Origin of the sequence: Oleomonas cavernae (genome assembly GCF_003590945.1) — a bacterium.
In the GTDB taxonomy this organism is placed as follows: domain Bacteria; phylum Pseudomonadota; class Alphaproteobacteria; order Zavarziniales; family Zavarziniaceae; genus Zavarzinia; species Zavarzinia cavernae.
On record NZ_QYUK01000009.1, the window covers coordinates 1 to 4,155 of the forward strand.

Below are 4,155 nucleotides of genomic sequence, written 5' to 3' on the forward strand. Positions count from 1 at the left end.
CGGTAGCGCTCGTCGTCGGGATGGACGGCGATGCCGCTGTCGCCCAGCATGGTTTCGGGCCGCGTCGTCGCCACGGTGACGAAGTCGTCGGTGCCTTCGATGGGATAGCGGATGTGCCAGAGGTGGCCCTTCACCTCGCGGCTCTCGACCTCGAGGTCGGAAATCGCGGTGAGAAGCTGCGGGTCCCAGTTGACCAGGCGCTTGTCCTTGTAGAGCAGGCCGTCGCGGTACAGGGTGACGAAGACCTTGCGCACCGCGGCGCTCAGGCCCTCGTCCATGGTGAAGCGTTCGCGGCTCCAGTCGCACGACGCCCCGCCGGCGCAACTGGCCGGTGATGGTACCGCCCGAGACTTCCTTCCAGGCCCAGACGCGCTTGATGAATTCTGCGCGGCCGAGGTCCCGGCGCGAGCGGTTCTCGCCCGATTGGGCCAGTTGGCGTTCCACCACCATCTGGGTGGCGATGCCGGCATGGTCGGTACCCGGCTGCCACAGCACGTCACGCCCGCGCATCCGCTGCAGGCGCACCAAAATGTCTTGCAGCGTGTTGTTCAGGGCGTGGCCCATGTGCAGGCTGCCGGTGACGTTGGGCGGCGGGATCACGATGGTGTAGGGCTCACCACCGGTGCGCTTGCCCACGCCGAAGGCGCCCGAGGCCTCCCACTGGGCATAGAGGCGGGGTTCGACGGCGGCGGGGTCGTAGGTCTTCTTAAGCATGACGTATCTCGATAGCGCAGCCGCCACGCCTTGTCGGCGCGGCCGGCGCAATGCGGCGGGGCGTGACGCCCCAGGATTCAGAGGTTGGGATCGCGCCCGGAAATGCGCGCCAGTTCCTCGGCCACGCAACGCTCGACGATCCCGGCCAGGTGGGTATCCAGCCAATCCTTGAGCATCGGCCGCAGCAGGTCCTCGACCACCTCCTCGACCGAGCGGGCGTCGCCGTCCGCGCGGCGCGTCCCGGCCGGCGGCCGGCTGGCCTGGGCGACCTGGGCAAAGGCATTGCGGCCTGGCTTGCGATCGTTTCCGATACCAGGCGTTCAGCGGGCGGCACGGCACCGGACATCGGGCTGTCCTTCTCGTTCAAGAGCATCGGCGGGACGGGCTCGTCTTCATCGTCTTCCGCCACGAAATTCTGCAGGGGTGCCGGATCCGGCACCAGCGCCGGACCGGCGAAGGGGGCGTCGGCAGGCGTATCGGGTTCGGGATGGGGGCTCAGCGAGACGACGCTGCCGTCGTCGGCCACCATCTCGGTCAGGTCGAGGATTTCGCCGGGGGTGTCCCTGGGCGCGTCCCTCGGAGCGTCTCTAGGGGCATCGCCGGCCGGCTCGGCATCGGTGGCGGCCCCTCGGGCCGACCGTCGCCGTCTTCGGCGATGATCCGCCGAATCGAGGCCAGAATCTCTTCCATGGTCGGGTCGGCGGCACCCTTTGCGCCCTCGCCTTCCCGCTTCAACTCATCCGTCATCTCTTAATCCCCGCCGCTCAGGCGTCCCCAGCGACCGCCCAAGCTACGGCACGCACCCACCGAAAGAAAGAGGCGGGCGCGTTTTCTGTCAACGGCGTGTCATCAATCGAAGCCGAACCAGCGGCCGCGGCTCTCGTCATAGTGCTTCACGGGATCGTAGCGGTCGCCCGACAGATTCAGGTTCTGGGCGGTCAGGCGGCCCACGGCGGACAGCAAGGTGAAGGCGGCGATATATTCGTCGCCCTGGGCCCGCACCAGGGCGACCTGGGAATTGAGCAATTCCTGTTCGGCGTTCAAGACATCGAGCACGGTGCGCGAGCCGACCGAGGATTCCTGCCGCACGCCTTCCAGCGCTAGGCTGTTGGCGGCGACCGCCTGCTTCTGCGAGACGATCACGGCCCGCGCCGCTTCGAGCTGGTCGAAAGCGTTCGAGGCCGACTCGATCACCGTGCGCTGGGTCTCGGAGACCTGCGACAGGCGCTGGCTGGCGGTTTGCTGGTTCTGGCGGATGGTGGCGTATTCGGCGCCGGACTGGTACAGCGGCACGGTCACCTGGACCTGCAAGGCCGCTTGATCCGTGCGCGATCCATTGGTGGATCTGGTGGCCGAATTATCGCGGGCCGAAGAACAGAGCACCAATGGATCGCGCACGGATCAAGCGGCCTTGCAGGTCCAGGTGACCGTGCCGCTGTACCAGTCCGGCGCCGAATACGCCACCATCCGCCAGAACCAGCAAACCGCCAGCCAGCGCCTGTCGCAGGTCTCCGAGACCCAGCGCACGGTGATCGAGTCGGCCTCGAACGCTTTCGACCAGCTCGAAGCGGCGCGGGCCGTGATCGTCTCGCAGAAGCAGGCGGTCGCCGCCAACAGCCTAGCGCTGGAAGGCGTGCGGCAGGAATCCTCGGTCGGCTCGCGCACCGTGCTCGATGTCTTGAACGCCGAACAGGAATTGCTCAATTCCCAGGTCGCCCTGGTGCGGGCCCAGGGCGACGAATATATCGCCGCCTTCACCTTGCTGTCCGCCGTGGGCCGCCTGACCGCCCAGAACCTGAATCTGTCGGGCGACCGCTACGATCCCGTGAAGCACTATGACGAGAGCCGCGGCCGCTGGTTCGGCTTCGATTGATGACACGCCGTTGACAGAAAACGCGCCGCCTCTTTCTTTCGGTGGGTGCGTGCCGTAGCTTGGGCGGTCGCTGGGGACGCCTGAGCGGCGGGGATTAAGAGATGACGGATGAGTTGAAGCGGGAAGGCGAGGGCGCAAAGGGTGCCGCCGACCCGACCATGGAAGAGATTCTGGCCTCGATTCGGCGGATCATCGCCGAAGACGGCGACGGTCGGCCCGAGGGGGCCGCCACCGATGCCGAGCCGGCCGGCGATGCCCCTAGAGACGCTCCGAGGGACGCGCCCAGGGACACCCCCGGCGAAATCCTCGACCTGACCGAGATGGTGGCCGACGACGGCAGCGTCGTCTCGCTGAGCCCCCATCCCGAACCCGATACGCCTGCCGACGCCCCCTTCGCCGGTCCGGCGCTGGTGCCGGATCCGGCACCCCTGCAGAATTTCGTGGCGGAAGACGATGAAGACGAGCCCGTCCCGCCGATGCTCTTGAACGAGAAGGACAGCCCGATGTCCGGTGCCGTGCCGCCCGCTGAACGCCTGGTATCGGAAACGATCGCAAGCCAGGCCCGCAATGCCTTTGCCCAGGTCGCCCAGGCCAGCCGGCCGCCGGCCGGGACGCGCCGCGCGGACGGCGACGCCCGCTCGGTCGAGGAGGTGGTCGAGGACCTGCTGCGGCCGATGCTCAAGGATTGGCTGGATACCCACCTGGCCGGGATCGTCGAGCGTTGCGTGGCCGAGGAACTGGCGCGCATTTCCGGGCGCGATCCCAACCTCTGAATCCTGGGGCGTCACGCCCCGCCGCATTGCGCCGGCCGCGCCGACAAGGCGTGGCGGCTGCGCTATCGAGATACGTCATGCTTAAGAAGACCTACGACCCCGCCGCCGTCGAACCCCGCCTCTATGCCCAGTGGGAGGCCTCGGGCGCCTTCGGCGTGGGCAAGCGCACCGGTGGTGAGCCCTACACCATCGTGATCCGCCGCCCCAACGTCACCGGCAGCCTGCACATGGGCCACGCCCTGAACAACACGCTGCAAGACATTTTGGTGCGCCTGCAGCGGATGCGCGGGCGTGACGTGCTGTGGCAGCCGGGTACCGACCATGCCGGCATCGCCACCCAGATGGTGGTGGAACGCCAACTGGCCCAATCGGGCGAGAACCGCTCGCGCCGGGACCTCGGCCGCGCAGAATTCATCAAGCGCGTCTGGGCCTGGAAGGAAGTCTCGGGCGGTACCATCACCGGCCAGTTGCGCCGGCTGGGGGCGTCGTGCGACTGGAGCCGCGAACGCTTCACCATGGACGAGGGCCTGAGCGCCGCGGTGCGCAAGGTCTTCGTCACCCTGTACCGCGACGGCCTGCTCTACAAGGACAAGCGCCTGGTCAACTGGGACCCGCAGCTTCTCACCGCGATTTCCGACCTCGAGGTCGAGAGCCGCGAGGTGAAGGGCCACCTCTGGCACATCCGCTATCCCATCGAAGGCACCGACGACTTCGTCACCGTGGCGACGACGCGGCCCGAAACCATGCTGGGCGACAGCGGCATCGCCGTCCATCCCGACGACGAGCGCTACCGCC

At 67.7% G+C, this 4,155-nt stretch carries 5 protein-coding genes and 1 pseudogene; 3 read left to right on the plus strand and 3 right to left on the minus strand.

Translation table 11 applies throughout. From position 1 onward, the window contains the following. The 3 genes and pseudogenes from D3874_RS03640 to D3874_RS03655 all read right to left on the minus strand — a co-directional run. Positions 1 to 714: pseudogene (locus D3874_RS03640) on the minus strand (class I tRNA ligase family protein); the annotation flags it as partial. Positions 715 to 791: 77 nt separating this feature from the next. Next, positions 792 to 1,025 carry a DUF2497 domain-containing protein gene (locus tag D3874_RS03645; RefSeq protein ID WP_119776723.1) on the minus strand — a complete coding sequence of 78 codons (234 nt, stop codon included), beginning with the start codon at positions 1,023 to 1,025 and terminating at the stop codon, positions 792 to 794. Between the two features lie 538 nt (positions 1,026 to 1,563). Beyond that, positions 1,564 to 2,013, minus strand: coding sequence for a TolC family protein (locus D3874_RS03655; protein WP_233559761.1), 450 nt, complete (start codon positions 2,011 to 2,013; stop codon positions 1,564 to 1,566). A 49-nt stretch (positions 2,014 to 2,062) separates the two neighbouring features. On the opposite strand from D3874_RS03655, the gene D3874_RS03660 reads away from it, so the two are divergent. The 3 genes from D3874_RS03660 to D3874_RS03670 form a co-directional block, all read left to right on the plus strand. Then, positions 2,063 to 2,587 (plus strand): TolC family protein, encoded by a 525-nt coding sequence (locus tag D3874_RS03660; protein ID WP_158595744.1) that lies wholly within the window; start codon positions 2,063 to 2,065, stop codon positions 2,585 to 2,587. Between the two features lie 101 nt (positions 2,588 to 2,688). Continuing rightward, on the plus strand, positions 2,689 to 3,360 hold the full coding sequence (locus tag D3874_RS03665; protein WP_119775134.1) for a DUF2497 domain-containing protein: 672 nt from the start codon (positions 2,689 to 2,691) through the stop codon (positions 3,358 to 3,360). Positions 3,361 to 3,437: 77 nt separating this feature from the next. Next, on the plus strand, positions 3,438 to 4,155 hold a 718-nt coding region (locus D3874_RS03670; protein WP_147385512.1), incomplete at its 3' end, for a class I tRNA ligase family protein.